General features: G+C 71.0%; 22 protein-coding genes, 1 pseudogene and 1 riboswitch. Of the genes and pseudogenes, 10 read left to right on the top strand and 13 right to left on the bottom strand.

Features of this window, described 5'->3' with window-relative positions:
- Window positions 1-11 precede the first annotated feature (11 nt).
- From groL to thrC, 4 genes are all read right to left on the bottom strand, one after another.
- Window positions 12-1634, bottom strand: a complete 1623-nt coding sequence (gene groL, locus ACH5AF_RS07690; RefSeq protein WP_398900562.1) for a chaperonin GroEL — start codon at window positions 1632-1634, stop codon at window positions 12-14.
- Between the two features lie 355 nt (window positions 1635-1989).
- Window positions 1990-2193 carry a cold-shock protein gene (locus ACH5AF_RS07685; protein WP_005315736.1) on the bottom strand — a complete coding sequence of 68 codons (204 nt, stop codon included), beginning with the start codon at window positions 2191-2193 and terminating at the stop codon, window positions 1990-1992.
- A 408-nt stretch (window positions 2194-2601) separates the two neighbouring features.
- Window positions 2602-2877, bottom strand: coding sequence for a MoaD/ThiS family protein (locus tag ACH5AF_RS07680; protein WP_398900561.1), 276 nt, complete (start codon window positions 2875-2877; stop codon window positions 2602-2604).
- Between the two features lie 50 nt (window positions 2878-2927).
- Window positions 2928-4220: a threonine synthase gene (thrC, locus tag ACH5AF_RS07675; protein ID WP_398900560.1), complete on the bottom strand. Its 1293-nt coding sequence runs from the start codon at window positions 4218-4220 to the stop codon at window positions 2928-2930.
- A gap of 17 nt (window positions 4221-4237) precedes the next feature.
- Window positions 4238-4365: riboswitch (SAM riboswitch) on the bottom strand.
- 172 nt (window positions 4366-4537) lie between these two features.
- Between thrC and ACH5AF_RS07670 the strand changes: the two genes are divergently transcribed.
- The 3 genes from ACH5AF_RS07670 to ACH5AF_RS07660 are packed head-to-tail and all read left to right on the top strand — an operon-like array spanning window position 4538 to window position 7227.
- The gene (locus ACH5AF_RS07670; RefSeq protein WP_398900559.1) at window positions 4538-5482 is read left to right on the top strand and encodes a glucosyl-3-phosphoglycerate synthase; all 945 of its coding nucleotides are present in this window, start codon (window positions 4538-4540) and stop codon (window positions 5480-5482) included.
- A gap of 38 nt (window positions 5483-5520) precedes the next feature.
- A complete protein-coding gene (locus ACH5AF_RS07665) occupies window positions 5521-5721 on the top strand; it encodes a hypothetical protein (protein ID WP_398900558.1) in 201 nt (66 codons plus the stop codon).
- 57 nt (window positions 5722-5778) lie between these two features.
- Window positions 5779-7227 carry a trehalose-6-phosphate synthase gene (locus ACH5AF_RS07660; RefSeq protein WP_398900557.1) on the top strand — a complete coding sequence of 483 codons (1449 nt, stop codon included), beginning with the start codon at window positions 5779-5781 and terminating at the stop codon, window positions 7225-7227.
- A gap of 499 nt (window positions 7228-7726) precedes the next feature.
- Here ACH5AF_RS07660 and ACH5AF_RS07655 read toward each other — a convergent pair whose 3' ends face one another.
- The gene (locus ACH5AF_RS07655; protein WP_398900556.1) at window positions 7727-8674 is read right to left on the bottom strand and encodes a zinc-binding alcohol dehydrogenase family protein; all 948 of its coding nucleotides are present in this window, start codon (window positions 8672-8674) and stop codon (window positions 7727-7729) included.
- 75 nt (window positions 8675-8749) lie between these two features.
- On the opposite strand from ACH5AF_RS07655, the gene ACH5AF_RS07650 reads away from it, so the two are divergent.
- Window positions 8750-9241: a MarR family winged helix-turn-helix transcriptional regulator gene (locus tag ACH5AF_RS07650; protein WP_398900555.1), complete on the top strand. Its 492-nt coding sequence runs from the start codon at window positions 8750-8752 to the stop codon at window positions 9239-9241.
- A gap of 500 nt (window positions 9242-9741) precedes the next feature.
- On the opposite strand, the gene otsB is transcribed toward ACH5AF_RS07650, so the two are convergent.
- The 3 genes from otsB to ACH5AF_RS07635 form a co-directional block, all read right to left on the bottom strand.
- Window positions 9742-10590 (bottom strand): trehalose-phosphatase, encoded by an 849-nt coding sequence (gene otsB, locus ACH5AF_RS07645; protein WP_398900554.1) that lies wholly within the window; start codon window positions 10588-10590, stop codon window positions 9742-9744.
- 10 nt (window positions 10591-10600) lie between these two features.
- Window positions 10601-10837 carry a DUF3263 domain-containing protein gene (locus tag ACH5AF_RS07640; protein ID WP_215177941.1) on the bottom strand — a complete coding sequence of 79 codons (237 nt, stop codon included), beginning with the start codon at window positions 10835-10837 and terminating at the stop codon, window positions 10601-10603.
- A 64-nt stretch (window positions 10838-10901) separates the two neighbouring features.
- Entirely contained in the window at window positions 10902-12194 is a 1293-nt protein-coding gene (locus ACH5AF_RS07635; protein ID WP_398900553.1) for an extracellular solute-binding protein, read from the bottom strand.
- 212 nt (window positions 12195-12406) lie between these two features.
- On the opposite strand from ACH5AF_RS07635, the gene ACH5AF_RS07630 reads away from it, so the two are divergent.
- The 3 genes from ACH5AF_RS07630 to ACH5AF_RS07620 all read left to right on the top strand — a co-directional run bounded on the left by ACH5AF_RS07630 (window position 12407) and on the right by ACH5AF_RS07620 (window position 15656).
- Entirely contained in the window at window positions 12407-13339 is a 933-nt protein-coding gene (locus ACH5AF_RS07630) for an ROK family protein (RefSeq protein WP_398900552.1), read from the top strand.
- Window positions 13339-14520, top strand: a complete 1182-nt coding sequence (nagA, locus tag ACH5AF_RS07625; protein ID WP_398900551.1) for an N-acetylglucosamine-6-phosphate deacetylase — start codon at window positions 13339-13341, stop codon at window positions 14518-14520. The genes ACH5AF_RS07630 and nagA overlap by 1 nt, the downstream gene beginning before the upstream one ends.
- Window positions 14521-14735: 215 nt before the next feature.
- Window positions 14736-15656, top strand: a complete 921-nt coding sequence (locus ACH5AF_RS07620) for a 1-phosphofructokinase family hexose kinase (RefSeq protein ID WP_398900549.1) — start codon at window positions 14736-14738, stop codon at window positions 15654-15656.
- A 256-nt stretch (window positions 15657-15912) separates the two neighbouring features.
- Here ACH5AF_RS07620 and ACH5AF_RS07615 read toward each other — a convergent pair whose 3' ends face one another.
- Both ACH5AF_RS07615 and cdgB read right to left on the bottom strand, forming a co-directional pair.
- A complete protein-coding gene (locus ACH5AF_RS07615; protein ID WP_398900548.1) occupies window positions 15913-16866 on the bottom strand; it encodes a carbohydrate-binding protein in 954 nt (317 codons plus the stop codon).
- A gap of 86 nt (window positions 16867-16952) precedes the next feature.
- Window positions 16953-18590: a diguanylate cyclase CdgB gene (cdgB, locus tag ACH5AF_RS07610; protein ID WP_398900547.1), complete on the bottom strand. Its 1638-nt coding sequence runs from the start codon at window positions 18588-18590 to the stop codon at window positions 16953-16955.
- Window positions 18591-18897: 307 nt separating this feature from the next.
- On the opposite strand from cdgB, the gene ACH5AF_RS07605 reads away from it, so the two are divergent.
- On the top strand, window positions 18898-19452 hold the full coding sequence (locus ACH5AF_RS07605) for a flavin reductase family protein (RefSeq protein WP_398900546.1): 555 nt from the start codon (window positions 18898-18900) through the stop codon (window positions 19450-19452).
- A gap of 140 nt (window positions 19453-19592) precedes the next feature.
- On the opposite strand, the gene arfB is transcribed toward ACH5AF_RS07605, so the two are convergent.
- Complete coding sequence (gene arfB / locus ACH5AF_RS07600; protein ID WP_398900545.1) at window positions 19593-20030, bottom strand: alternative ribosome rescue aminoacyl-tRNA hydrolase ArfB; 438 nt, start codon at window positions 20028-20030, stop codon at window positions 19593-19595.
- Window positions 20031-20217: 187 nt separating this feature from the next.
- Between arfB and ACH5AF_RS07595 the strand changes: the two genes are divergently transcribed.
- Entirely contained in the window at window positions 20218-20793 is a 576-nt protein-coding gene (locus ACH5AF_RS07595) for a TerD family protein (RefSeq protein ID WP_398900544.1), read from the top strand.
- A 260-nt stretch (window positions 20794-21053) separates the two neighbouring features.
- Here the strand turns inward: ACH5AF_RS07595 and ACH5AF_RS07590 are convergent, their stop codons facing one another.
- Window positions 21054-22439 (bottom strand): M1 family metallopeptidase, encoded by a 1386-nt coding sequence (locus ACH5AF_RS07590; RefSeq protein WP_398900543.1) that lies wholly within the window; start codon window positions 22437-22439, stop codon window positions 21054-21056.
- Window positions 22440-22596: 157 nt separating this feature from the next.
- A pseudogene (locus ACH5AF_RS07585) lies at window positions 22597-22884 on the bottom strand (heme-binding protein); the annotation flags it as partial.
- 73 nt (window positions 22885-22957) lie between these two features.
- Here ACH5AF_RS07585 and ACH5AF_RS07580 point away from each other — a divergent pair.
- The gene (locus ACH5AF_RS07580) at window positions 22958-23458 is read left to right on the top strand and encodes a hypothetical protein (protein WP_398900542.1); all 501 of its coding nucleotides are present in this window, start codon (window positions 22958-22960) and stop codon (window positions 23456-23458) included.
- The last annotated feature ends 98 nt before the right edge of the window (window positions 23459-23556 follow it).

Raw genomic sequence — 23556 nt, 5'->3', positions numbered from 1 at the left:
CCGGTGACGGATCAGAAGTCCATGTCACCGCCCGGCATGCCGCCACCGGCAGGCGCGGCGGCCTTCTCCGGCTTGTCGGCGATGACGGCCTCGGTGGTGAGGAACAGCGCCGCGATGGAGGCCGCGTTCTGCAGGGCAGAACGGGTCACCTTCGCGGGGTCGATGATGCCCTCGGCGATCATGTCGACGTACTCGCCGGTCGCGGCGTTCAGACCGTGGCCGACGGCCAGGTTGCGCACCTTCTCGACGACGACGCCACCCTCGAGACCACCGTTGACGGCGATCTGCTTCAGCGGGGCCTCCAGCGCGAGCTTCACGGCATTGGCGCCGGTCGCCTCGTCACCCTGGAGCTCCAGCTTCTCGAAGACCGAGGCGGCCTGGAGCAGCGCCACGCCACCACCGGCGACGATGCCCTCCTCGACGGCCGCCTTCGCGTTGCGAACGGCGTCCTCGATGCGGTGCTTGCGCTCCTTGAGCTCGACCTCGGTCGCGGCACCGGCCTTGATGACGGCCACGCCGCCGGCCAGCTTCGCGAGGCGCTCCTGGAGCTTCTCGCGGTCGTAGTCCGAGTCGCTGTTCTCGATCTCGGCACGGATCTGGTTGACGCGGCCGGCGACCTGGTCGCTTTCACCGGCACCGTCGACGATCGTGGTCTCGTCCTTGGTGATGACGACCTTGCGGGCGCGGCCCAGCAGGTCCAGGCCGGCGTTCTCGAGCTTGAGGCCGACCTCCTCGGAGATGACCGTGCCGCCCGTGAGGATGGCGATGTCGTTGAGCATGGCCTTGCGGCGGTCGCCGAAGCCCGGGGCCTTGACGGCGACGGACTTGAAGGTGCCGCGGATCTTGTTCACGACGAGCGTGGACAGGGCCTCGCCCTCGACGTCCTCGGCGATGATCAGCAGCGGCTTGCCGGACTGCATGACCTTCTCCAGCAGCGGAAGGAGGTCCTTCACGTTGCCGACCTTGGAGTTGACGATCAGGATGTACGGGTCGTCCAGGGACGCCTCCATACGCTCCATGTCGGTGGCGAAGTACGCCGAGATGTAGCCCTTGTCGAAGCGCATGCCCTCGGTGAGCTCGAGCTCCAGACCGAAGGTCTGGGACTCCTCGACCGTGATGACGCCTTCCTTGCCGACCTTGTCCATGGCCTCGGCGATGAGCTCGCCGATCTGGGTGTCGGCGGCGGAGATGGAGGCGGTCGAAGCGATCTGCTCCTTGGTCTCCACGTCCTTGGCCTGCTCGAGCAGGGCGCCGGAGACGGCCTCGACGGCCTTCTCGATGCCGCGCTTGAGGGCCATCGGGTTGGCGCCGGCGGCCACGTTGCGCAGACCCTCGCGGACGAGCGCCTGGGCGAGAACGGTCGCGGTGGTCGTACCGTCACCGGCGACGTCGTCCGTCTTCTTGGCGACTTCCTTGACCAGCTCGGCGCCGATCTTCTCGTACGGGTCCTCGAGCTCGATCTCCTTGGCGATGGACACACCATCGTTGGTGATCGTGGGGGCGCCCCACTTCTTCTCGAGGACGACGTTGCGACCCTTGGGGCCAAGGGTGACCTTGACGGCGTCGGCGAGCTGGTTCATCCCGCGCTCGAGACCGCGCCGTGCCTCCTCGTCGAACGCGATGATCTTGGCCATGTGAAGTGGTCCTCCCGGACTGGGGTGGATTGCTTCGGATCGCATCCGGCGCCCGCGACGGACGGCCTGCGCGCCGTGTGGTTCCTTGCCCCACCCGGCCTGCGGACCTCACCGACCCGATCCAAGTTCTGTCACTCTCACTGGGAGAGTGCTAACGCCAATGATTAGCACTCGCCCCCGGAGAGTGCAAGCGCCTCACGCTCACGGCGCACGGCGGACGGCCCTCACGGGGCCCTCACGGCGAGGGCCCGCGGACCTCGTGGCGAAGCACGAGGGGCCCGCATCCCGGTCTGTCGGGATGCGGACCCCTCGTGTGTGAGTGCGTCGGTGGCCGATCGCGCCTGGATCAGTTGGATCAGACGGCGAGCTTGACCATGTCCGCCTGCGGACCCTTCTGGCCCTGCGAGATCTCGAACTCGACTCGCTGACCCTCTTCAAGGGTGCGGTATCCGTCCATCTGGATCGCGCTGTAGTGGACGAAAACATCCGCACCACCGTCGACCGCGATGAAGCCGTACCCCTTCTCCGCGTTGAACCACTTGACGGTGCCCTGAGCCATGCCTAACTCCCCTATTACTGGCCCTTGCACAGGACCGCACTTCGCGGACCCGGGTCAGACCTCACCCCAGCAGGAGGGGTGTGCGCCGGAACGCGTCGACCGCGGCTGAATGTATCTGCCCAACTGCCCTCTGCAACAGGTCAATCGGACGAGAAATCTGGGCAGGACCGATCGACCGATTCATGTGAATTGATTGAATTCCGGGGCAAGTCGGGCCCGACAAAGCGGCACTTTCGGCGCAATTTGCTCGCTTACTTTGGCCGCATTCTTATGGAGCGGAAACGCATTACCGGGCGGCCGGCGGAGGGGGCTTCCCAGACTCTACCGCGCTCAACCATGCAGAATTGCCCCCTCCGCTTCTCTGGCGGAGGGGGCAATTTCCGTAACGCTGGGTAACGCGGAGCGGAATCAGCCGCCGGCGACGGCGGGGATGATCGAGACGCCCGCACCGTCCGGCGTCGCCGTCTGCAGGCCCTGCTCGAAGCGGACGTCGTCGTCGTTCACGTACACGTTGACGAAGCGGCGCAGCTTGCCCTGGTCGTCCAGGACGCGGGCCGCGATGCCCGTGTGGTTCTTCTCCAGGTCCGCGATGACCTCGGCCAGGGTCGCGCCCTCGGCGGGGACCTCGGCCTGGCCGCCCGTGTACGTACGGAGAATGGTGGGGATGCGGACGTTGACGCTCATGGGGTGCAGCCTTTCTTCGGTCTGAGGTGGTCGGCGGGGACCCGGCGGTCTCAGCCTGCCAGGCCGGCGTCGCGGAACGCGTCCAGGCTCGGGCGGATCGTCGCGGTCGGGCCGGTGGTCGGGGCGACCGCGTCCAGCGTCTTGAGGCCGTCGCCGGTGTTCAGTACGACGGTGGTGAGCGCCGGGTCGAGCACGCCCTGCTCGATCAGCTTCTTCGTCACGCCCACGGTCACGCCGCCCGCCGTCTCGGCGAAGATGCCCTCGGTGCGGGCCAGCAGCTTGATCGCGTCGACGATCTGCTCGTCGTTCACGTCCTCCACCGCGCCGCCCGTGCGGCGGGCGATGTCCAGCACGTAGGGGCCGTCGGCCGGGTTGCCGATGGCGAGCGACTTGGCGATGGTGTTCGGCTTCTGGGGGCGCACGACGTCGTGACCGGCCTTGAAGGCGGTGGACACCGGGGAGCAGCCCTCGGCCTGGGCGCCGAAGATCTTGTACGGCTTGTCCTCGACGAGGCCGAGCCTGATCAGCTCCTGAAGGCCCTTGTCGATCTTGGTGAGCTGGGAGCCGGAGGCGATCGGAATGACGATCTGGTCGGGCAGCTGCCAGCCGAGCTGTTCGCAGATCTCGTACGCGAGCGTCTTGGAGCCCTCGCCGTAGTACGGGCGGAGGTTGACGTTCACGAAGCCCCAGCCCTCGCCGAGAGGGTCGCCGATGAGCTCGGAGCAGAAGCGGTTGACGTCGTCGTAGTTGCCCTCGATGCCGACCAGCTCGCCGCCGTAGACCGCGGCCATGACGACCTTGCCCTGCTCCAGGTCGTGCGGGATGAAGACGCAGGAGCGGAAGCCGGCCCGCGCGGCGGCGGCGCCGACCGCGCCGGCGAGGTTGCCGGTGGAGGAGCAGGACAGGGTGGTGAAGCCGAAGGCGCGGGCCGCCTCGACGGCGATCGCGACGACACGGTCCTTGAAGGAGTGCGTCGGGTTGCCGGAGTCGTCCTTGATGAACAGCCCGCCGGTGACACCGATTTCACGGGCGAGGTTGTCGGCCTTGACGAGCTGGGTGAAGCCGGGGTTGATGTTCGGCTTGCCGGCCACGTCGGCGGGGACGGGCAGGAGCGGGGCGTAGCGCCAGATGTTGTTCGGGCCGGCCTCGATCTGCTTCCGCAGGGCCTCCGGGTCGCCGCTCGGCAGGTCGTACGCGACTTCGAGCGGCCCGAAACACGAGGCGCAGGCGAAGATGGGGCCGAGCTCGAAACGCTCCCCGCACTCACGGCACGACAGTGCGGCGGCGGGTCCGAGGTCCACAGAGGTGGAAGCGGTGGTGCTGGCGATGGTCTGCGCAGCCATTATGGCGAGGCCCTTTCTCCTCATCTTCCTCGTGACGCATTTCGCCACAAGACGGAATTGGCACCTTCCCCACCGTGACCTCGCGGTCGGCGGGAGGGTTGCCGGGGCTTCAACGGGCCGTTCCCTCTGCCCCTCTGGATGAGCGGTATTCGATTGTCAGCAGGCGACCCCGAGATGCGGTGGTCACCTGCGTTGTTCAAGACTGTAACCGAAGGCCCGGACAGTTGAGATAGTCGTCCGAACCGCGAGATGGATCACACGCACGGCCTCCGGCCGGTCCGATCCCCCCGATCCGAACCCCTGCAAGGAGACGTGCTGTGCTCGATGAGGTGGAGCGCTGGCTGGGCATACGCACCTGGTCCGCCGCCGACCGCACACCGAACCAGATCCTCGCCGCCAAGGCCCGGCGCGGATCGTCGGTGAGTGTGGTGCTCCCCGCACTGAACGAGGAGCAGACGGTCGGCGACATCGTGACGGTGATCCGGCACGAGCTGATGGAGCGGATCCCCCTGGTCGACGAGCTGGTGGTGATCGACTCGGCGTCGAGCGACCGTACGGCCGAGGTGGCCGAGGCGGCGGGCGCGCGGGTGGTGCACCGGGACGCCGTCCTGCCGCGGATACCGGCAGTGGCGGGCAAGGGCGAGGTGCTGTGGCGGTCACTGATGGTGACCAGCGGTGACATCGTGTGCTTCATCGACTCCGATCTGCGCGACTTCTCGGCCGACTTCGTCTCCGGGATCGTTGGGCCGCTGCTGACCGATCCCGAGGTGCAGTTCGTCAAGGCGATGTACGACCGCCCGCTCGGCGACGCCCCTGGTCAGGGTGGCCGGGTGACCGAGCTGGTGGCGCGACCGCTGCTGAATCTGCACTGGCCGCAACTGGCCGGTTTCGTGCAGCCGCTGGGCGGGGAGTACGCGGCCCGGCGCTCCCTGCTGGAGCAACTGCCGTTCCCGGTCGGTTACGGGGTGGAACTGGGCCTGCTGGTGGACGCCCTCGGCCGGGCGGGGCTCGATGCGTTGGCGCAGGTCGACGTGGGCACGCGCAAGCACCGCCACCAGGACGGGCAGGCACTGGGCCGCATGGCGGCGGCGATCTACCGCACGGCACAAATGCGGCTGGCCCGCGGCCACTTGGTGCGGCCGGTGCTCACTCAGTTCGAGCGGTTCGAGAACGGATTCGTGCCCGTCGTCCACGCGGTGGACACCGAGGAGCGGCCGCCGATGCGCGAGATCGGTGAGTACGCGGCGCGTCGCGCGGCATAAACCGGAACCACTGTTCATTTTGTCTAACTTTCATATGTATGGATCTCATGGACGTCATGCACACGATCCAGGGCACGACGCTGGCCCTGACCGCCGAGGCGCCCCGGCACACCGGTGAGCCGGCCCGCACCGGCTCCACCGCCGAGCAGCTGTGGCTGCTCGGCGGCGTCGCGCTCAGCATCACCGCGGCGGGCGTGGTCGCCGCCGCGGCGGCCCGTGGCCGGAAACGCGACCACTGACCTGCGGCGCAGCCGCACGCACGTTTGAGGGGATGCGGGACGGGCTAGGTTCGCCACATGGTCACCGACGCTGCCCAGATCCTCGTCGCCTCCAACCGCGGCCCGGTCTCCTACTCACCGGGCGGGCACGGCGGGCTCGCCGCCCGCCGCGGTGGGGGCGGCCTCGTCTCCGGCCTCTCCGCGATCGGCTCCGACGCCCAGTCGCTGTGGGTGTGCGCCGCCCTCGACAACGGCGACCGCGAGGCCGTCCGGCGCGGGGTGAGCGAGCCGGGCGTCCGGATGCTCGACATCCCCGCGGCCGTCCACGCCGACGCGTACAACGGCATCGCGAACTCGGTGCTGTGGTTCGTGCACCACATGCTGTACCAGACGCCGCTGGAACCGGTCTTCGGTACGGAGTTCCGGCGCCAGTGGGCCGCGTACCGGATGTACAACCGGGCGTTCGCCGAGGCGCTCGCCGACGAGGCCGCGGAGGACGCGGCGGTGCTGGTGCAGGACTACCACCTGGCGCTGGTGCCGGGGATGCTGCGGGAGCTGCGCCCCGACCTGCGCATCGGGCACTTCTCGCACACGCCGTGGGCGCCCTCGGAGTACTTCGGGATGCTGCCCGACGACATCGCCGAGGAGCTGCTGCTCGGCATGCTGGGCGCGGACCGGCTCGGGTTCCTGAGCCAGCGCTGGCTGGGGGCGTTCCAGCGGTGCTGCGGGGTGGTGCTCGCCGCGTACGACGGGCGCGGCTCCTGGCCCAAGGACCAGGAACCGGCGTTCGAGTACACGCTGCCCGGCCGGCGCCGCCGACGGACCCGGCTCGGCGTCCACGGGCTGGGCGCGGACGGCGACTTCCTGCGTGAGCGGTCGCGGCAGCCGGACGTCGACGACCGGATGGCGGCGCTGCGGGAGCAGATCGGCGACAGGAAGACGATCATCCGAGTGGACCGCACGGAGCTGTCGAAGAACATCGTGCGCGGCCTGCGCGCGTACGAGACGCTGCTGGAGGAGCGGCCGGAGTGGCGCGAGCGGGTGGTCCACGTCGCGTTCGCCTACCCCTCGCGACAGGACCTCGCCGTCTACCGGGAGTACACCGCCGAGGTGGCGCGGGTCGCCGACGCGATCAACGCCCGGTTCGGCACGGAGGACTGGACACCGGTCCTGCTCCACGTGAAGGACGACTTCGCCCGCTCCCTGGCCGCCTACCGCCTGGCCGACGTGGCGCTGGTCAACCCCATCCGCGACGGCATGAACCTGGTGGCCAAGGAGGTCCCGGTCGTCTCCGACGCGGGCTGCGCGCTGGTGCTCTCACGCGAGGCGGGAGCGTACGCGGAGCTCCGCGAGGACGCACTGACGGTGAACCCGTACGACGTGACGGGCACGGCCGCGGCCCTGCACGAGGCCCTCTCCATGCCGGCGGCGGAACGCGCGGACCGCACGAAGCGCCTGGCCGCGGCGGCGACGGCGCTCCCCCCACGCCGCTGGTTCCTGGACCAGCTGGAGGCGCTGCGGGGGTGACCCTGCGGGGGCGCCCACCCCGCCCCTTCCCGAACCGGGACTTCTCCCCCTACGCCCGCAGGGCGTAGGGGGAGCCCGCCACCGGACGAGCTTCCCGCGCCCTGACAGGCGCGCGGCCCAGTACCCGCTGTCCCGCGCCTCGACGGGTGCAGGCTTCGGGGCCTCCGGACCCTGCCCGGGCGGGGGCTTCGCGGCCTCGCCCCGGCCCCGCACAGCCCTCACCCCCGTTGACGTGATCCCTGACAGGCGCGGGCTTCAGAGCATCCCCGCACGCCGCACGACCCTCCTTCGGGGCTTAGTGGTCAACTCCGAAAGTCCTTCGGGGCTTGACGCGATTGGTGTGGCTGTGCGGGGCACGGCAGGCCGGGCAGCGGCCAAGGCCGCTGCCCAGCGCTGATGAGGGTCATATGGGGTCGCTCCCGCGTCCAGGGTGATCCCTTCCCGTCCTGGCGGGGTTCATCGCGGGAGCCGCCTCGTGGCCGGCGTTTTCTGCGTGTTGTCAGGCGACGCGGAGGATGCTCTTGCCATGGGTTGTGCCCTCGGCGAGGCGCTGTACGGCCATGGCCAGGTCCCCGAAGGCGTACTCGGTGGTGATGTCCAAGCGAACCTTGCCGTCGGCCACGAGGCCGAGTGCGCGGCGGGCACTGTCGGCGAGCCGCTCGGGGTGGGTCTGGCTGAGCAGGTTGCTGTTGTAGGTCAGGAGCGACTTGCCGTGCATGAGGAGGTCGTTGGCGTTGGCGAGGACGGGTTCGTACGTGGCGAGGTTGCCGTATGCCACCAGTCGGCCGTGTACTGCGAGCTGCTCGAGGCCGACGGTGCGGGTCGAGCCGCCGACCGGGTCGAGGATGACGTCGGGCTTCTCGTCGCCGAGCTTGGCCGGGAACTCCTCGCGGAGCAGGAGCTGGTCGTAGCCGAACTGCGCGGCGTAGTCGGCCCTGTCCGCAGTGCCGACCACACCGACGATCCGGCCTGCTCCGGCTAGTCGGGCGAACTGGGCGGCGAGCGTGCCGACTGAGCCGGCGGCGGCGTGGATGAGCACGCTTTCGCCGGGCCGCACGCGCGCGGCGGTGTTGATCAGCTCGTAGGCGGTCGGTGCGCCCCACCCGAGACCGGCGGCTGTCTTCAGCGGCATGCCGCCGATGCCGAACGTGAGCGTAGCGGGTGCCAGGACCACCTCGGCGTAGGCGCCTGAGGTGGTCAGCGCGGTGACGGCCTCACCGACACGGCGTGTGTCGATACCCGCGCCGACCGCGATGATGCGCCCGGATGCCTCGAACCCCGGGACGAAGGGACGCGGTACGGCGAAGTGGCCGTCTCTGACCATGGTGTCGCCCCACTGAATCCCGGCGTAGGCCACACGGATCGCCACTTGGTCGGGGCCGGGGGTGGGCTCATCGAGTTCGGCGACCCGGTAGTGGTCATCGGTATCGAGAACGACAGCCTTCATAGTTACAGCCCCCTGTGCTGACTCAGTATCCTTACAATGGAGAACGGTAGGTATATAAGGTCCCTGAGTCAACACATGAACCTGTCAGTGAAGTGGGAGGACGCGGTGGAAGCCCCGATCGAGAACGACCTTTGCACCCGGATCAGGCGGTCGGAGCAGGCGTTGATGGCGCACCACGAGGCAGTACTGCGTGCCTACGGGCTGACCATGACGCAGTACACCGTGCTGTTGATCCTCTCGCGCCAAGGCGGCATGTCCGGCGCGCAATTGGCCCGCTCGTGCGGGGTGACGCAGCAGAGCATGAGCAGCGTGCTGACCAATATGGAGAACAAGGAACTCATCCGCCGCGAGACGTCCCCGGTGCACGCCAAGGTGCAGATCGCTGCCCTCACCGATCAGGGCCAGACGCTGCTGGGTCGCGCCTACCAGGAGGTGATCATCCTTGAGCGCGCGCTCACCAGCGCGTTCACGCCCTCGGAACACGCCGCACTCTGCGAGCTGCTGGGACGCGCCACCACCGTCCTGATCCAGCAGACGCGCCAGGCGACAGTCTCGCCCGCCACCTGAGTCCGCGGCCGCCGCACCCGCGGGAGCCCATAACTGGGTACCGCTCTGGAAGATTCGGTCACCCCGCCTGCGATGCCCTGCCTGTTCTGCCATGCCTGTGGTACTGACCGCTGCCGAGCGCCACCGTCTGGAGAAGATGGCCTACGGCCACAAGACCCCGCATCAGGCCCGGCAGCGGGCAAGCATCGTGCTCTTGGCGGCCGGGGGCGCTCCAATGCCCGGATAGCCTCGCAGACGCGGATGCACGTGGACACGGTGCGCACCTGGCGAGGCCGGTTCGCCGCCAGCGGCCTGCCCGCTGGGCACGGTGGGCAGGCGTGCCCTCGAGCGGCGCGGGCCGGGCGGGTGGCCCGCCGTGTCCACACACGCCGGACGGGCTGATGTGACGCAGCGCAATGCAGCCTCGCCTGTGGTTGGGGCGCGCCGGTCCGGTGGGCGTCCTCCCACGGGACGAGCCCCCGGTTACAGGAAGGGGCGGGCAGGGGAAAGCGCGGCAGGTGCTACACCCGCTCCGACAGCGCCGCCAGCAACCCCACCACCGCCCCCGGGCCCCCCACCACCACATCCGCGCGACCCGCCAGCTCCGGCACCTCGGTCCCGCTGCACACCAGCAGTCCCGGCATTCCGTCCGAGCGCAGCTTGTCCACCGCGCCGTACGCGGGCAGGTCGCCCAGGTCGTCCCCGGCGTAGAGCACGGCCGTCGCGCCCACCTCCTGCACGTACTCGGCGAGCGCCACGCCCTTGTCCACGCCCGGCGGGCGCAGCTCCAGGACCATGCGGCCGGGCTCCAGGATCAGGCCGTGGCGCGAGGCGAGCGCCGCGAGCGGCTCACGCAGGGCGTCGAAGGCGCCCTGGGGGTCCTCGGCGCGGCGCGTGTGGACGGCGACGGCCCGGCCGCCCTTCTCCTCGATCCAGGCGCCGCGCGCGGCGTCCCGGCCGTCGAGGAAGCCCGCCAGCTCCGCACGGGCGGCCGCGACACCGGGATGCGGCGCGGGGGCGCTCACGTCCCCGCTGACGGCGTCCCAGCGCTCCGCGCCGTAGTGGCCGAGGACGACGAGGTGGTCCAGGCCCTCGGCACCCGCGAACCCGCCGTAGCGCACGGCGACCGCGGCGGGCCGGCCGGTGATCACCGCGACGGACGCGATCTTCGGAGCGAGTGCGGCGAGCGCGGGCACGGCGCCGGGATGGGCGCGGGCCTGCTCCGGGTCGGGCACGATCTCGGCGAGGGTGCCGTCGAAGTCGAGGGCGACGACGGCACCGGAGGGCCGGTCGAGAATCGCGGCGAGACCGTCGCGGCCGGCGGGGGTGGACGGCGTCGGCAGGCTGTGTGCGTACGGGGAGCTGCCCATGCCTTCGACCTTATCGGCGACTTCTCCTGGCGTCCCTCACACGGCGAAGCCGGTTGACGGTGACGGGGTCGTGGGCGAGGGCGCGCGGGTCGTCGAGGAGGGCGTTGAGGAGCTGGTAGTAGCGCACCGGGGACATCCCCAGCCGCTCCCTGATCGCCCGCTCCTTGGCCCCGGGACCCGCCCAGGACATCCGCTCCACCCCTAGGACGGCGCGCTCACGCTCGGACAGCGTGTGCTCGTCGGTCATACGATCCAACCTATCGCCGCGCAGCGACACTCGGGCCCCACCGACCGGCGAACGGCCCCCGGCCCTACTCCGCCGCTTCCGCCGCCTTGGCCTCGCGCGCGATCCGGCCGAGCGTGGCGGACGGGCTGCCGCCCGGTGCGACCGCCTTGCCGATGTTCTTCTTGATGCTCTCGCTGACCGCGGCCCACGACGTCTTGCCGACCGGCGGGAGCACCGAGCCGGGGAGTTCCTGGAGGAACGCCTTGAGGTCCTTGTGCGCCGGCTCCAGTTCCATTGTCTCGGAGGCGGAGACGGTCACGGGGAGCAGGTCGTTCTGGTCGGCGAAGTCCAGGACGTTCTTGTCGGTGAAGACGAAGTCGAGGAACCTGCCGATCTCCTCGCGGTGCCCGTTCTCCTTGAAGCCCATGATCCAGTCGGCGACGCCCATCGACGCCTTGGCGTCGCCGTCCCGGCCCGGGAGGGCGACCTTTCCGACGTCGATGCCCTTCTTCTCGGCGGCCTGCATCAGGGAGGGGTGGCCGTTGAGCATGCCGACCTCGCCACGGGTGAACGCGGCGAAGGCGTCCTTGCGGTTGAGCACGCCGGGCGGAACCGGACCGGTCAGGCCCTCCTCGACGAGGTTGTTCTTCAGCCACGTGAGGGTCTCGACGTTCTGCGGCGAGTCGATCGCGTACCTGTCGACCGTGTCGGTGTAGCCGCCACCGCCGCTGAGCAGCCACATCATCGTCTCCGCCTGCGCCTCCTCGGGGCCGAGCGGCAGGGCGAAGGGGTACGTGACGTCGGTTTCCGCCTTCAGCTTCCGGGCGTCCTCCTGGAGGTCGGCCCAGGTCTTCGGCTCGTCGTCGATGCCTGCCTCGGCGAACAGCTCCTTGTTGTAGAAGAGCAGCCGGGTGGAGGCGACGAAAGGCAGTCCGTACTGGGTGCGCTTCTGCTCACCGGCCTCGGTGAGCGGGCCGAGGAAGTTGGACTGCACGGGGATGGAGAGCAGTTGGTCGGCGGAGTAGAGCTTGCCGGCGGCCGCGTAGTCGGCGTAGGCGCCGATCTGTGCGATGTCGGGGGCCTCGCCGGCCTTGACCATCTCGGCGACCTTGCGGTCGACGTCGTTCCAGGACTCGATCCGGACCTCGACGTTGATGCCGGGGTTGTCGGCCTCGAAGGCGGCCGTGAGATCGGCCCAGTAGTTCTTGCTGCTCTCGCCGCCGGCGACGTCGTAGTCGGCGGCCACCAGCTTGAGGGTGACCTCGTCGGAACCGGTGCCGCAGCCGCTCAGCGCGGCTGTCATGGCGAGTGCGGCCACCGCCGCGGTCAGACCTATCAAGGGCCGCTGCACAGCTCTCCCCCACCCTCTGTTGTTCATGTCGATTTGTCCCAGGCCGGTCCCCCGTGACGCCCTGCGAGATGAGCGTCGATTCTTCCACGCACCTTCATGAGGTCTACACCACTGGGGTCTCGCTTTCGCAACGCTCGGACCGTACGGCGATCCGGCCGGGGGAGCCGTTTTGTATGGCACGGCAACAATCCCTCCTACTGGACTAGACCTATTTCGGGTCCACGCGCCACACTGTCTCCGTGAGACATGTCATCGCCCTCGATGTGGGCGGCACCGGTATGAAGGCTGCCCTGGTCGGGGCGGACGGGGCGTTGCTGTACGAGGCGCGGCGCGCCACCGGGCGTGATCGGGGGGCCGACGCCGTCGTCGCGTCCATCCTCGACTTCGCCGGCGAGCTCCGCGCCCACGGACAGGCGCACCTCGGCCGGCCCGCCGAGGCAGCCGGAGTCGCCGTGCCCGGCATCGTCGACGCCGAGAACGGCATCGCCGTCTACGCGGCCAACCTCGGCTGGCGCGACGTCCCGCTCCGCACCCTGCTCGCCGAGCGCCTCGGCGGCGTACCCGTCGCCCTCGGCCACGACGTCCGGGCGGGCGGCTTGGCCGAAGGCCGTATCGGAGCGGGCCGCGGCGCCGACCGGTTCCTGTTCGTCCCGCTCGGCACCGGCATCGCCGGCGCCATCGGCATCGACGGCACCGTCGAGGCCGGCGCACACGGCTGCGCGGGCGAGATCGGCCATGTCGTCGTACGCCCCGGCGGCCCCGAGTGCGGCTGCGGCCGCCGCGGCTGCCTGGAGACCCTCGCCTCCGCCTCCGCCGTCTCCCGCGCCTGGGCCGACGCCGCCGGCGACCCGGACGCCGACGCCGCCGACTGCGCCAAAGCCGTCGACTCCGGCGACCCGGCCGCCCGGCGGGTCTGGCAGGACGCCGTGGACGCGCTCGCCGACGGCCTCGTCACCGCGCTCACCCTGCTGGACCCGCGCACACTGATCATCGGTGGCGGCCTGGCCGAGGCCGGGGAAACGTTGTTCACACCGCTGCGGGCGGCGGTGGAGGAACGCATCACGTTCCAGCAGCTGCCCGACATCGTCCCTGCGGCTCTCGGGGACACCGCCGGATGCCTGGGCGCAGGACTGCTCGCCTGGGATCTACTCGCCACGGAGGTAACCGCCTGATGGCCGCCAGCACCGGAAGCACCACGAGCACCGTTCTCGCCGGAGCCCGTGTGGTGCTGCCGACCGGGACCGTGGGCAACGGCCGGATCGCCGTCGAGGGCACGAGGATCGCCGCGTCCGCGCCCGGCGACACCCCCGCGCTCGACCTGTCCGGGCACTGGATCGTCCCCGGCTTCGTCGACCTCCACAACCACGGCGGTGGCGGCGCCTCCTTCACCTCCGGCACCGCCGACGAGGTGCTCCAGGGCGTGCGGACCCACCGGCAGCACGGCACGACCACCCTCGTGGCCTCCACCGTCACCGGCGACATGGACTTCCTCGCGCGCCGCGCCGGTTTCCTGTCCGAGCTCGTCGAGCAGGGCGACCTCGCGGGCATCCACTTCGAGGGCCCCTTCATCTCGCCCTGCCGCAAGGGCGCCCACAGCGAGGCGCTGCTGCGCGACCCCGACCCGGCCGAGGTCCGCAAGCTGATCGACGCCGCGCGCGGCACCGCGAAGATGATGACGCTCGCCACCGAACTGCCCGGTGGCATCGACTCCGTACGGCTGCTGGCCGAGCACGGCGTCCTCGCCGCCGTCGGGCACACGGACGCCACCTACGAGCAGACCCGCGAGGCCATCGACGCCGGCGCCACCGTCGCCACGCACCTGTTCAACGCCATGCCCGCGCTCGGCCACCGCGCGCCCGGCCCGATCGCCGCACTCCTGGAGGACGAGCGGGTCACCATCGAGCTGATCAACGACGGCACCCACCTGCACCCCGCCGCCCTGGAGCTCGCCTTCCGCAGCGCCGGCGCGGGCCGCGTCGCGTTCATCACCGACGCCATGGACGCGGCGGGCTTCGGCGACGGCCGCTACCAGCTCGGTCCGCTGGAGGTCGAGGTCAAGGAAGGTGTCGCGCGGCTCGTGGAGGGCGACTCGATCGCGGGGTCCACGCTCACCCTGGACACCGCGTTCAGGCGGGCCGTCACCGTCGACCACATCCCGGTCGAGGACGTCGTGACCGCCATCTCGGCCAACCCGGCGAAGCTGCTCGGCATGGACGACGAGGTCGGCTCGCTGGAACCGGGCAAGTACGCGGACCTGGTCGTCCTCGACGAGGATTTCGCGCTCAAGGGCGTGATGCGGCATGGCGAATGGGTGCGCAGCCCGGTCGTGGCCGACCACGGCAGGGGCCGTTGACGTCCTTGAGCCCGGTCGTGGTGGGTCTGGGCAGGGGCCTTTGGTGGTTGCTGCCCGGTGGGGGCTGATCACGCGGTCGCGCCGGCGGCACTCGTGGCCGGCCAGGGACGTCCTCGGCTTCACGGGGTTGGCCCGGGTGTTGGGCCAACCGCCTTCCGTTTGGCATGATCAGGCCCGTACGGGCAGCACACGCGTTCTCTCGGGGGTGTAGACGAGTGATCCTCACGGTCACGCTCAACGCCGCCCTCGACATCACCTACCAGGTGCCCGCGCTGACCCCGCACGCCACCCACCGCGTCGGCGAGGTGCACGAACGCCCCGGCGGCAAGGGGATCAACGTCGCCCGCGTGCTGTGCGCCCTCGGCCACGAGACCGTCGTCACCGGCTTCGCCGGCGGGCACACCGGGGCCGTGCTGCGCGAGATGCTCGCCCCCCTCGCCCCGCGCGACGCGCTCGTCACCGTCGCCGGGACCACCCGCCGCACCATCGCCGTCGTCGACGACGCCAGTGGCGACACCACCCAGCTCAACGAGCCGGGCCCCACCGTCACGCCCGAGGAATGGACCGCGTTCCTCACTGCCTACGACTCCCTCCTCACCGGCGCTGAAGCGGTCGCGCTCTGCGGCAGCCTCCCGCCCGGCATCCATGTCGGCGCCTATGCCGACCTGGTCCGCCGCGCCCGGGCCTCCGGCGTGCCCGTCCTCCTCGACACCAGCGGCGAACCGCTGCGCCGGGGCATCGCCGCCCGCCCCGACGTGATCAAGCCCAACGCCGACGAGCTCGCCCGGCTCACCGGCTCCCGCGAACCGCTGCGCGCCACCCGCGACGCCCGCCGCCGCGGCGCCCACGCGGTCGTCGCCTCGCTCGGCCCCGACGGGCTGGTCGCAGCGACGCCCGACGGCACCTGGCAGGCGTCGCCGCCCACGGCGGTCAGGGGCAATCCGACCGGCGCGGGCGACTCGGCGGTGGCCGGCCTGCTGTCGGGCCTGGTCGAAGGGCTCCGCTGGCCGGAGCGCCTGGCCCGCGCCGTGGCACTGTCGGCGGCGACGGTGCTGGCCCCGGCAGCGGGCGAGTACGACGCCGCCGCGTACGACAAGCTCCTGCCGCAGATCGCGGTGACGGACATCTCGCCCTGACGGGCTCTCACCTGACGGACATCGCCACGGCCCGGTGAACCGCCGCCACTTCGTGAGCGGGCACGCGTCGCCCGCGAACCAGCGCGCGTCGCCCGTGACGCACTGCACGTCGCCCGTCAACCCACCGCGCCTCGACCACCTCGCCGCTTGCCCGTCAACCCACCGCGCCTCGACCACCTCGCCGCTTGCCCGTGAGCGCACCGCGTCCCGGTCACCGTGACGCGATGACCGGGACGGGGTGGTGGATTCCGGGGAGTCAGCCCTGCTTCTGGCCGGCCTCCAGCCAGACCTGGTCGAGGTACGCCTCGCACTGGTTGCCCGGCTCGCAGGAGATCTTCAGGTCGTTCTTGCCCTTTTCGAGGTTCACGTAGGAGTAGGTGTTGGTCCAGCCCTTCTCCCAGTCGCCCTTCGCGGCGCGCGCGAAGTTCGCCATGTTGATCTCGCGCGGCTGACCGCTGTTGATCGTCAGCGTGGTCTTGGCGTCCTTCCCCGGCACGCTGTAGGTGATGTACATCGTGTAGGCGCCGGCCTCGGGCACCTCGACGGACCAGCTCGCCGAGCCGCCCTCGCCGTTGAACATCACATAGCCGCCGTTGGTGCCCTTGGCGCCCGGCACGGTGTTGGCCGCGCTCGCGGGGCCGCCCAGTTTCAGCGTCGCCGCGTCCTGCTTCGGGAGCTCGACCGGCTCGTCGGGCTTCGCCGTCGGCTCCTCGCTCGGCTTCACCGAGTCGGCCGCCGTCGGGCCCGCGCTCGCGCCGGAGCCGCCCGCCTGGTTCTTGTCGTCGCCGCTCGTCATCAGCGCGACACCGATGCCGATCACGACGACCGCGACGACCGCGATCGCGCCGATGAGCAGACCCCTGGTGTTGGGGCCCCGGCCACGGCCCTGCGCGGGCGCCACCGGGCCCTGCCGGGTCTGCGCGCCACCGGGATAGGTCTCGGGTGCCGCGTACGCGGCGGTCGGCTGCTGGCCGTACCCCTGCTGCTGCGGGAACGGCTGGGGCGGCTGGGCGTACTGGCGGCGCTCGCCGACCGTGCGGACCTGGTTGTACGAGGTCCGGGGGACACCCGGCTGCGGGGCGGGACCGGGGTAGCCGTAGCCGCGACCCTGCCCGGGCGGGGTGGCGCCCGCGGCCTGCCCGTCCTCGTACAGGTAGCCGAACGGGTCGTCGTCCTCGGGCGTGCTCGCGCCGTTGTTCGCGGCCGTCATACCGGTCACTCCTCACCATCCCGTCAGCACATCGCCGACCCGGCGAGCCTACCCGGTCGCGGGTACCCCAAAGGGTGGTCTGCGCCTCATCCGGCCCGGCGGTGGACTTTGGCCCGGGAGCGCTTCTCCACGTACATACGCTGGTCGGCGGATTGCAGGACCTCCTCCACGGACATCCCGCAGCTCGCCCAGCCGATTCCGAAGCTCGCGCCCACCCGGACCCCACGACCGCCGACCCGGATCGGCAGGATGATCGCGTTCCGCAGCCGTACGGCCAGGTCCGCGGCATCCGCCGCGCCGAGGCCGTCGGCCAGCACCACGAACTCGTCGCCGCCGAGCCGCGCCACCGTGTCCCCGTCCCGTACGCCGGTGGTGAGCCGCCGCGCGACCTCGACCAGCACCGCGTCACCGGTCTGGTGCCCGAACCGGTCGTTGATCGACTTGAAGCCGTCCAGGTCACAGAAGAGCACCGCGAGGCCCTTGGTGCCGTCGTCCATCTCGTCGTCCGGGGCGATCGTGTGCACATGGTGGTCGTACGGCCGGCCGCCGATCGCTCCGAAGGCGAAGCCGTCCGCACCGAAGCCGCCGTCGCCGTCGTACGCCGCGTCCAGCGACTCGATGTCGCTCGCGTACGCCGCGTGCGGCCGCTCGCACAGCCGGGCGCTCAGACGCGCCCGCAGCTCGGCGCTGTTCGGCAGCCCGGTGAGCGCGTCGTGCGAGGCGCGGTGCGCGAGCTGGAGCTCGTGGCGCTTGCGGTCCTCTATGTCCTCGACATGGGTGAGCAGGAAGCGCGGCCCGTCCGCGGTGTCGGCGACCACCGAGTTGCGCAGCGACACCCATACGTACGTGCCGTCCCTGCGGCCCAGTCTCAGCTCGGCGCGGCCGCCCTCGGCGGACGTCCGCAGCAGGGTGCCGACGTCCTCGGGGTGGACGAGGTCGGCGAAGGAGTAGCGCCGCATCGCGGAGGCGGGCCGGCCGAGCAGCCGGCACAGGGCGTCGTTCGTCCGCAGCAGTCGCCCGTGCTGGTCGCCGCCCATCTCGGCGATGGCCATCCCGCTCGGCGCGTACTCGAACGCCTGGCGGAAGGATTCCTCACTGGCGCGCAGCGCCTGCTGCTCGCGTTCGAGGCGCACCAGGGCGCGCTGCATGTTGGCGCGCAGCCGGGCGTTGCTGATCGCGATCGCGGCCTGCGACGCGTACATCTGGAGGGCCTCCTGGCCCCAGGGGCCGGGCCTGCGCCCGTTGCGCGGTCGGTCCACGGAGATCACGCCGAGCAGCTCGCGCCCGCCGCCTGACGCGTACATGGGCGCGTAGAGCCGGTCCTGGGGGTGCCACTCGTCCTCGAAGCGAGGCTCCGGGCCCTCGGTGTGCCACTGGGGGACGTCGTCCTCGATCAGGACCCAGCCCTCGGTGTGCGGTATGAAACGGAGCTCGCCCCACCCCTCGCCCATCGACAGCCGACGCTCCCAGGACTCGCGGGAGCCTACGCGGCCGGTGATCAGGGCCTCGGCGGCTGCGCTGCCGGCGAACGCGGCGACGACCAGGTCACCGTCGGGGCGGACGAGATTGACGCACGCCAGCTCGTATCCGAGTCCGGCCACGACGCCGTCCGCCACGGTCTGCAGGGTGTCGGCCAGGCTGCGGGCCGTGTTGAGGTCGGCGACCACCTGGTGCAGCTGCCGCAGGGTCGCAAGACGGACGTAGGGCTCCGACTCGGTCTCCATTGCTCGCTCTCCCCGAGACTTCGACAGCAAACTCCAGGGTTCTGATTGGCGTACTTGTTGCGGTATCCCGGCCACTGAATCACAGTGAGCTGCCCCGCCGGTACACAGGGTCAACAAATACCGCCCTCTGTGACTCAAGTCACATCAGGTGATGAAGGGTCAGATGCGCCCGCCACGGAAACACCGTCGCTTTCTTGAACACAAAACCATTTCGAGGCTTCGCCCCGGGGACCGCCCATGGACCTAGGCCCCGGCTGGTTCCTTGGCCCGATGCGGGCGCGGGACGGCCGAGACTAGCGTTCCCGGTGTGCTCCGGACGACCCCCGCAACCACGGCCCCTGCCATCCCCCATGCTGAGGGGGTGAGCAACGAGGAGTTCCGCGCCGCCATGTCCCGCCTGGCGGCGGGCGTGGTGCTGGTCAGCGCCCATGACCCCGACGACGGCCCGCGCGGCGAGGACGTCGGCATGACCGCGACGGCGTTCATGTCGGTCTCGCTGGACCCGCCGCTGGTCATGGTCAGTCTGCGCACGGACTCCCGCATGGACGACCTGCTGGCGGAACAGCCGGTGTGGGGCGTCTCTCTGCTCTCCGAGACCCAGCGCCAGGTCGCGGGCCGCTTCGCGATGAAGGGCCGGGTCAGCGACCGGCTGCTGTTCGAGGACCTGCCGTACGAACGGGGGGAGGTCTGCGGGGCACCGCTGATCACGGGAGCGCTCGCGACGCTGGAGTGCCGCACGGAACAGCGGGTCGAGGCGGGCGACCACACGCTGGTCATCGGCCGCGTCCTGAAGGTGACCCTGCCGGGCACGGAGACGGGACCGCTGACGTACTTCAAGGGACGCTACCGGCACTTGAGCTGACGGCGGGGGCGGGGCCGCGGGGGCGGCCGGCGTGGGGCCCATCCAGCCTGCTGGCGGCACCTCCCACGGCCGCCAGGCCGTAGGGGCAGGTTCGGGCGCGGCACCCCGGGCGGAGCTCCCGAGAAGGCGCGCTGCCCCCGTCAGGACCAGTCGCGGCCCGAGCGCCCCCGCTTCGTCTCCGCACGCTGCTTCTTCTGGCGCAGCCGCCGCTCGTTGATGCCCCGCGGAATCTTCGTCGCACGCCGCGGCCTGGGCGGGGGCGCCGTCGCCTCCGCCAGAAGCGCGGCCAGCCGCACCGCCGCCGTCTCGCGGTTACGCCACTGAGAGCGGTGCTCCGAAGCGCGTACGGCGATCACACCGCCCACCAGACGGCCCGCGAGCCGCTCCAGCGCGCGCTCCTTCCACACTGGCGGCAGCGCCTCGGTCCTCGCCAGGTCGAACCGCAACTCGACCTGCGAGTCGCTGGTGTTGACGTGCTGGCCGCCAGGCCCCGAGGACCGCGAGAAACGCCAAAGGAGCTCGGCCTCCGGCAGGGAGACCGAACCACGGATGATGTAGGGCCCGGACATGACACCCATGGTCCCGCGCCCCGGCGGAATCCGTCATCCGCTTTTCCCTGCCCTCGCGGCGTTCCCCGGCTGTCGCGGCGTTCCCGGCTTTTCCTCCCCAGGTGGAACCTGTCGGTCCCCTGCCCGCGTTATGACCGATGACGGTAGCTTCGCAAGGACTCGAAGCCCGCACACTCGAAACGAAGGGGACTTCCCAATGGCAGTAAGCCTGTCCAAGGGCGGCAACGTCTCGCTCACCAAGGAGGCACCGGGCCTGACCGCCGTCACGGTCGGCCTCGGCTGGGACGTCCGCACCACCACCGGCACGGACTTCGACCTCGACGCCTCCGCCATCGGGGTAAACGCCGCGGGGAAGGTCGCCTCCGACGCCCACTTCGTCTTCTTCAACAACAAGTCGACGCCGGACCAGACCATCGTCCACACCGGTGACAACCGCACCGGCGAGGGCGGCGGCGACGACGAGCAGATCAACGTCAACCTGGCGGGCCTGCCGGCCGACGTCGACAAGATCGTCTTCCCGGTCTCCATCTACGACGCGGTCTCGCGCGCGCAGAACTTCGGCCAGGTGCGCAACGCGTACATCCGCATCATCAACCAGGCCGGCGGCGCCGAGATCGCCCGCTACGACCTGAGCGAGGATGCCGCCGTCGAGACCGCCATGGTCTTCGGCGAGCTGTACCGCAACGGCGCGGAGTGGAAGTTCCGTGCGGTCGGCCAGGGTTACGCCTCGGGCCTCGAGGGCATCGCCCGCGACTTCGGCGTCAACCTCTGACCCGATCCGACCGCCTGAACGACGGGGCCCCGGCCGCTTCGGCGCCGGGGCCTTTCCGTTCACCGGGCTCCGTACGCCCAGGGCTCCGTACACCCGGGCCGCCGTACACCGGGCTCCGTACACCCAGGGCTCCGTACACCCGGGCCGCCGTACACCGGGCTCCGTACGCCCAGGGCTCCGTACACCCGGGCCGCCGTTCACCGGGCTCCGTACGCCCAGGGCTCCGTACACCCGGGCCGCCGCGTCACCCGGTCCGGCCTTCAGGGCGTGACCGGCCGCCCGTCCCCGTACAGCCATACGTCCCACACCCCGGTGAGATCCTTGCCCGACTCCGCCTCCGCGTACGCGGTGAAGTCGTCGGTCGAGGCGTTGCCGTGGCGGTGCTCCGACGCCCAGCCGCGCACGATCCGGAAGAACACGTCGTCACCGACCGCCGTGCGCACCTGGTGCAGGACCATCGCGCCGCGCTGGTACACCGGCGACGCGAACAGGTCCCCGGGGCCGGGCGGTTCGGCGGGCGGGAAGGCCCAGTTCTCGTCGTCCTCGTACGCCTTCTCGAAGCTGTCCTCGACCGGGACGTCCGCGAAGTCCTCCTGCCACATCCACTCCGCGTACGTCGCGAAGCTCTCGTTGAGCCAGATGTCCTGCCAGGACTCGGGCGAGACGGAGTTGCCGAACCACTGGTGCGCCAGCTCGTGCACCAGGGTCAACTCGTCGAACTGGTCCAGCGGGAAGACCGGCCTCGTCTGGGTCTCCAGCGCGTAGCCGATCCGCTCGCTCGACACGACGATCGCACCGGCCGAGGCGAACGGGTACGGACCGAAGTAGCCGATGCACCAGTCCAGGTGGTCGGGGAGTTCGCCGAGAAGGTCCGCGCTCTCCTCGGCCGCCTTCGGGTCGACGGCGGTGACGACCGGCAGTCCGGCGGCCGTGCGCGACGTCGTCACGCGCAGGTCGCCGATGGCCAGGGTCGCCAGATAGCTCGCCATCGGCTCGGCCGAGCGCCAGGTGTGGGTGGTGCGCCCGCCGCTGGTCCGTTCACCGGTCCGTGCGCCGTTGGCGACCGCCGCGACACCCTCGGGCACGGTGACCGCGATGTCGTAGGTGGCCTTGTCGGCCGGGTGGTGGTTGCCGGGGAACCACGCCATGGAACCGGACGGCTCGCCCACCGCGAGCGCACCGGCCGGTGTCCTCAGCCAGCCCTCGCGCGCGTCGTCGGAGTCGCTGACGGCCTGGGGGACGCCGGAGTAGCGGATGACCGTGACGAAGCGGGAGCCGTCGTCGATGTCCCGGCGCGGCCGCACGGTCAGCTCGTCCCCGGCGCGGTTCGCCGCCGCCCGCTGCCCGTCCACCGTGGCGCTGTCGACCGTCAGGCCGTGCAGGTCGAGGTGGAAGGCGCTCAGGTCCTGCGTGGCCCGGGCGGTGAGCTCGGCCGTGCCGGCGAGGCGGCCGGTGGCCGGGTCGTAGTCGAGGGTCAGGTCGTAGTGCTGGACGTCGTAGCCGCCGTTGCCGAGCTTGGGGAAGTACGGGTCGCGCAGCCCTGCCGCTCCAGGCTCGCCCTGCACACCCGCGCCACCGGCCGTGCAGCCCGTGAGGATCAGAGCGACGAGGGCGGCAAGGGGGCGGAGGGGTGTGCGCGGGTCCACTCCATGATCCTAGGTCGTGTCCGCGACGCCGACGGGGCCGGTATCCGGCCCCATCGCGCTTGGGCGGCGACCGCCGCCCGGCCAGGGTCGAGGTCGCGGTCGGGGTCGCCCCGCCGTCACGGTCGCGGCCGCCGTCACGGTCGCGGCCGCCACCGCGTCAGTTGCCCAGCGCCGCGACGCCCGCCTGCGCGTACTTCTCGTCCAGAGCGCCGTTCGGCGCACCCGCCACACCGATGCCCGCGATCGGGGCGCCGCCGGCGGTGACGGGGGCGCCTCCCGCGAGGAACAACGTGCCCGGGATGTCCTTCAGGTTCGGGGCCTGCTCCAGGCGCTTGACCAGCTCGGAGGTCGGCGCGTTCCAGGACACGGCGGTGTACGCCTTCTTCTCGGCCGACTGGTACGACTGCGGGCCCGCGCCGTCGCCGCGCAGGGTGACGATCGTTGACCGATCCCCGCCCGCCGGAGACCCGTTCCCGCACCGGCTGGGGCCGGTCCCCAGGCATGACACCATCACTTACGTGCTCGACATCGGCTACTCCCTCTCGCGCCGCTTCCCCGACCCTCCGCAGACCGACTACCGGCACGCGGACGTCCACGCGCTGCGCCACGACCTGTTCTCCGGCGACGTCTACCTCGCCGACACCAAGGCGGACCGGGAGGTGTCCACAGCCTGGGGGTGGGTGCCCGTGCTCGACTTCGCGTGGGCACTGTGCGACATCGTCGAGCAGCTCGACCGCGACCCGCTCGGCAGCCGCGCCGCACGGCCCCAGCACGCCGAGCTCGACTTCACCGAGTCCACCGACCGCATGCTCTTCGAGCGGCGCTTCGGCTGGGTCGACGTCGAGGCCGACTGGATGCCCGGCGACGAGCCGCCCCTCACCTTCAGCCACGCCGAACTGCGCCGCGAGGCCCGCGACTTCCTCCACGACCTGATCGCCGACCTGACGGACATGCACGAGGGTCTCGCCGACAACCCCGCGATCTGGGACCTCCAGTCCCGCTTCCCCCGCACCCAGTAGCCCCGGCCCGCCCGTCCGCACCGGACCATTCCCCCGGGTCCGACGGCGCCCCCGACCGCCGCCACCTCTCCCCTGCCTGGCCCGGCATCCCCCGACCG

Source organism: Streptomyces sp. NPDC018833 (assembly GCF_044390825.1).
Classification (GTDB): domain Bacteria; phylum Actinomycetota; class Actinomycetes; order Streptomycetales; family Streptomycetaceae; genus Streptomyces.
Note: the sequence above shows the minus strand (reverse complement) of the source record. Positions and strands in the feature narration are given on the sequence as shown.

Coding starts and splice junctions, on each gene's coding strand:
- groL (WP_398900562.1), bottom strand. CDS start 1,634: ATGGCCAAGATCATCGCGTTCGACGAGGAGGCACGGCGCGGTCTCGAG.
- ACH5AF_RS07685 (WP_005315736.1), bottom strand. CDS start 2,193: ATGGCTCAGGGCACCGTCAAGTGGTTCAACGCGGAGAAGGGGTACGGC.
- ACH5AF_RS07680 (WP_398900561.1), bottom strand. CDS start 2,877: ATGAGCGTCAACGTCCGCATCCCCACCATTCTCCGTACGTACACGGGC.
- thrC (WP_398900560.1), bottom strand. CDS start 4,220: ATGGCTGCGCAGACCATCGCCAGCACCACCGCTTCCACCTCTGTGGAC.
- ACH5AF_RS07665 (WP_398900558.1), top strand. CDS start 5,521: ATGGATCTCATGGACGTCATGCACACGATCCAGGGCACGACGCTGGCC.
- ACH5AF_RS07660 (WP_398900557.1), top strand. CDS start 5,779: ATGGTCACCGACGCTGCCCAGATCCTCGTCGCCTCCAACCGCGGCCCG.
- ACH5AF_RS07655 (WP_398900556.1), bottom strand. CDS start 8,674: ATGAAGGCTGTCGTTCTCGATACCGATGACCACTACCGGGTCGCCGAA.
- ACH5AF_RS07650 (WP_398900555.1), top strand. CDS start 8,750: ATGAACCTGTCAGTGAAGTGGGAGGACGCGGTGGAAGCCCCGATCGAG.
- otsB (WP_398900554.1), bottom strand. CDS start 10,590: ATGGGCAGCTCCCCGTACGCACACAGCCTGCCGACGCCGTCCACCCCC.
- ACH5AF_RS07640 (WP_215177941.1), bottom strand. CDS start 10,837: ATGACCGACGAGCACACGCTGTCCGAGCGTGAGCGCGCCGTCCTAGGG.
- ACH5AF_RS07635 (WP_398900553.1), bottom strand. CDS start 12,194: ATGAACAACAGAGGGTGGGGGAGAGCTGTGCAGCGGCCCTTGATAGGT.
- nagA (WP_398900551.1), top strand. CDS start 13,339: ATGGCCGCCAGCACCGGAAGCACCACGAGCACCGTTCTCGCCGGAGCC.
- ACH5AF_RS07615 (WP_398900548.1), bottom strand. CDS start 16,866: ATGACGGCCGCGAACAACGGCGCGAGCACGCCCGAGGACGACGACCCG.
- cdgB (WP_398900547.1), bottom strand. CDS start 18,590: ATGGAGACCGAGTCGGAGCCCTACGTCCGTCTTGCGACCCTGCGGCAG.
- arfB (WP_398900545.1), bottom strand. CDS start 20,030: ATGGGTGTCATGTCCGGGCCCTACATCATCCGTGGTTCGGTCTCCCTG.
- ACH5AF_RS07595 (WP_398900544.1), top strand. CDS start 20,218: ATGGCAGTAAGCCTGTCCAAGGGCGGCAACGTCTCGCTCACCAAGGAG.